The sequence below is a fragment of the Neptunomonas sp. genome (genome assembly GCF_041601355.1).
Classification (GTDB): domain Bacteria; phylum Pseudomonadota; class Gammaproteobacteria; order Pseudomonadales; family Balneatricaceae; genus Neptunomonas.
Genome location: NZ_JBFIIH010000220.1, coordinates 1 through 3,893 on the forward strand (window position 1 = coordinate 1; position 3,893 = coordinate 3,893).

Genomic DNA, 3,893 nt, shown 5'->3' on the forward strand with positions numbered 1-3,893 from the left:
CACTTCACCACTGCTGGATGCCAGATCTGGTTTAATTTCAATACCTGCGCCGACCGGCCATAAGTTCAGGCGCGATGGTTGAATAAAGCCTAATAACCGGTGTTGTGCCAGATCTTCGACGGATTGTGGAGTGCCGTTACGTTTCAAATATCCGGGGCTGGCTACCAGATGAAGCCGGGAGCTACCCAACTGAGTTGCATGCAGGGTGGAGTCTTCCAGTTTGCCTATACGGATAGCAACATCGGTACGCTTCTCCAAAAGGTCGATGATCCCTTCGTTGGTACTTAGCTCCAGCCTGATACCGGGATAAGCCTGCTGAAACTCGCCTGTCAACGGCACCAATTGATGCAGCATAAAGGGAGTGGCGGCATCAACACGCAACCGACCCACAGGTTTATCCATCCTGAGCCGAAGCTGCTCCTCTGCAGCCTCCAGTTGTTGCAAGCCTTGACGTATTTCCCGAACAAAGGACTCACCTTCCTCGGTCAGTGACACCCGACGAGTCGTACGTTGAAGTAAGGCAACACCCAGTTGCTTTTCCAACCGTTGAATACCACGTGATACTTTGGCGACGGCTACGTCCAGTTGGTTCGCGGCAGACGAAAAGCCACCGCAATCAACCACTGTCAGCAGCAACTCCAGATCATCGGAACGACTTATCATTGCATTTTTCTTAAAAGTAATTTGTTATTAAAGCTATTTTTCGCATAAGTATTCGCAATTAAAATCCCCTCGTCAACTGAATATTACGGGGAAAACCTATGCCTATTGCTTTACTTGCGCTCACGCTGAGCGCCTTCGCGATAGGAACAACCGAATTTGTTATCGTCGGTCTAGTTCCTACTATTGCCCAGGATCTGGGCGTGTCCTTACCCTCTGCCGGTTTGCTGGTGAGTCTTTATGCACTGGGCGTCGCTATCGGTGCTCCAGTATTAACCGCACTAACAGGACGCTGGAATCGTAAATCGGTGCTGCTATCATTAATGGCGCTCTTTATCGCCGGCAACTTACTGGCATGGATGGCACCCAGTTATGATTCGTTAATCGCTGCACGGATACTCACCGGTCTGGCTCATGGGGTGTTCTTCTCGATCGGATCTACCATCGCGACTAGTTTGGTTACTAAGGAGAAAGAAGCCAGCGCCATAGCGATTATGTTTACCGGCCTGACCGTTGCTTTGGTAACGGGCGTACCGCTGGGAACCTGGATTGGCCAGGCGTTCGGCTGGCGCACCACCTTCCTTGTGGTTTCAATGCTGGGGCTGGTTGCTCTGATCGGTAGTGCTCTGCTGATCCCAGGCAACCTGAAACAAGGAAGAACTCCTCGACTGGCGGAGCAACTGAACGCGCTAACCCAACCACGCCTGCTACTGGTCTACTGCATAACCGCAGTCGGTTACGGTGGCACCTTTGTCGCTTTCACTTTTTTAGCGCCAATCCTTGAGCAGGTCTCCGGCTATGCCCCAAGTTCAATAGCTATGCTAATGGTTATCTATGGCGTATCGGTAGCTATCGGTAATATCTGGGGTGGTAAACTGGCTGACCGAATGGGACCGGTTCGGGCATTGCACATCATCTTCAGTTTATTAGCGCTGACGTTGCTTGCGTTCACCTTTACCGCCGGCAATCAAATAACGGCAGCACTTACCATGTTGATCTGGGGAGCATTTGCTTTCGGCAACGTACCCGGCTTGCAGGTTTATGTCGTACAGCTGGCTGAGAAGCACACGCCGCACGCGGTTGATGTTGCCTCGGGCCTGAACATCGCCGCCTTTAACGTGGGAATTGCTTTTGGTGCTTACCTTGGTGGATACATTGTCGAAGATATGACGCTGATGGATACTCCCTGGATCGGCTCGCTGATAGTTGTACTCGCATTAATTCTAACTCGCTTATCTGGCTTCTTAGATAACCGTGATATGCGAATGGCAGCGGCTGTCTAAGCGGAGACAAAAGCAAACATTTGGGATGTGATGCCTGATAATAAAGCCATAAACAAGGGCTAGCAGCAGCTTGCTAGCCCGCTCTTTTATTATTTGAAATATAACGTTCACGTTCAGCGATCATATCTGAGTAATCCCTCGGCACTTAGGAAACTGTGAACACCCCCAGAACTCATTGCCCGCATTTGCGCCCTTACGCGCTTTGCGCTTCACCATACTCGATGCACACGATGGGCAGGTCGGCGCTTCAGAGATCGTTTCAGACTGTTCTGGCACACTTTCAGGGCTGGCTTTCTTTGCAGCCAGAATCATCTTCTTTAGCTTAACTCCATCGATGAGCCCAAGCGTCTTCCCTTTAGCAAAGGTAATCGCCTCTGCTGTGAAATAACCGGACGTGACAACAAATCCACCCTTAACGCCGGCAGCCGCAATAACACCGTATAGCTCACGTATAACTGAGACACCCACGCTTTTTGCCTTCCAATGTTTACACTGCACAAAAAAGGTTTCTCCGTCTTTTTTCAAGTAAACATCGACACCACCATCAGCACCGACCTCTCCGCCATCAATAACTCTATAGCCCTGTAAACGAAAAGCCTGACCTACCAATAACTCAAACTGCTGCCAATTCATGGCATCAGTAGGTTTAACCCTATTCTGAGGGGCGGCAGCTTTTTGAATGGAATCTGTGGAGATGTATTGCTGCGCTAAACGACGCCCCTTAAACGCTTTAAAGGCTGAGATAGCGGCGCCCATACAAAACACGAAAGGCACCAAATATTGCATGGCCATGAGGAATGGCTGAAACATTATGCGCGCCATATTTTGCGGGACGTAACTACCGGCTTGAATCTCCGGAGTGGGCGTTTGACTGGCGAAGTGATGTAACACAAAGTAACTAATCACGGCTAAGATCAGACTCAGCCAATAAGGCAGTGTTGATGCTATATCCATGAGGTCTTCAAGCGGCGAGGAGCGTCTTTTCCGTGACATACGAACATCCTAATATTCAGAGTGTATTGTAGAGTGCATTGAATGTAGCAGACTATTTTAAACCTGCTAGTGTCACACCGGCTTACACATAGGAATAACGTAAACAGCCTTACAGTGGCACCAGATCAATCACATCAGCCGTCGTATCAATAGCCGCATCAGCAACATTACCCACCACTGGCACCACAGAGATAACCGCCCCGCCAACACGCATGGGGACTGTGACAACCTTTGTTAAGAAACAGCCCTGCAGAGAGAGCGCCAATAAAACAATGATGATAGGTTTCATGCAATAACAGTCCGGTTGTTCTGACAGAGTTATTAATAGTGCGGATTCATAAAAATAAGCACACTTCTGCAGCCAGCAATACACCGACACTGTGATCAAATTGTGATCATAGAGGAATACTCATTCGAGAATGATTGAGGGTACGCCGCAGCTTGGGAGGAAGTGTAGTAGGTTTATCAGAAAAAACAGAGACTTGGAGAAGTAAAACAAAGGTGTAAAAAGTGGCGTGCCCGGAGGGAGTCGAATCCCCGACCAATAGGATCGGAAACCGGGCTTAAATAGCCTAAGGCCCTGCGAGACATAAATGCAGACCTGATCATGCTCAGGCGGCCAAACTATAAAAACCGGAGGAAAAGTGCCAAATGGGAACATGTAGCCCCTCTGACCAGGTCACCGCAATTCCTTTTATTACACACAGAGTGAACACATAAAACGAACTACCATTATCTGGTTTCTGGTTGTGCTAAAGGGCAATGAATAGAGGAGGCGCACCCTGCGCGAACCCTAAGCCCGGCCAGCATTACTACACTTAAGGCGCTAATCTGTTGTTACAGTCGTCGAACTTGCGTCGTGTTGTTTGAGAATTTCCTGAATCTCTGGTTCGGTTTCATTCGCTATCCTCACCTTGATTTGTTGTTTTTCCTCATCTACGAAAATCTGCTCCTGCG

Annotated in this window: 4 protein-coding genes; 1 reads left to right on the forward strand and 3 read right to left on the reverse strand. The window is 49.0% G+C overall.

Annotation, left to right across the window (positions count from 1 at the left end):
• Positions 1–663: LysR family transcriptional regulator (locus ABY436_RS19475; RefSeq protein ID WP_372740587.1), on the reverse strand; the 663-nt coding region annotated here is incomplete at its 3' end.
• Positions 664–761: 98 nt separating this feature from the next.
• Here ABY436_RS19475 and ABY436_RS19480 point away from each other — a divergent pair.
• Entirely contained in the window at positions 762–1,943 is a 1,182-nt protein-coding gene (locus ABY436_RS19480) for an MFS transporter (protein WP_372740588.1), read from the forward strand.
• A gap of 120 nt (positions 1,944–2,063) precedes the next feature.
• Here the strand turns inward: ABY436_RS19480 and ABY436_RS19485 are convergent, their stop codons facing one another.
• Positions 2,064–2,936 (reverse strand): restriction endonuclease, encoded by an 873-nt coding sequence (locus tag ABY436_RS19485; RefSeq protein ID WP_372740589.1) that lies wholly within the window; start codon positions 2,934–2,936, stop codon positions 2,064–2,066.
• A gap of 109 nt (positions 2,937–3,045) precedes the next feature.
• Positions 3,046–3,225 (reverse strand): DUF6726 family protein, encoded by a 180-nt coding sequence (locus ABY436_RS19490; RefSeq protein WP_372740590.1) that lies wholly within the window; start codon positions 3,223–3,225, stop codon positions 3,046–3,048.
• Positions 3,226–3,893: the final 668 nt, after the last annotated feature.

Excerpts from the sequence above, each read along its gene's own strand:
- ABY436_RS19485 (WP_372740589.1), bottom strand. The coding sequence starts at position 2,936 with ATGTCACGGAAAAGACGCTCCTCGCCGCTTGAAGACCTCATGGATATA.
- ABY436_RS19490 (WP_372740590.1), bottom strand. The coding sequence starts at position 3,225 with ATGAAACCTATCATCATTGTTTTATTGGCGCTCTCTCTGCAGGGCTGT.
- ABY436_RS19480 (WP_372740588.1), top strand. The coding sequence starts at position 762 with ATGCCTATTGCTTTACTTGCGCTCACGCTGAGCGCCTTCGCGATAGGA.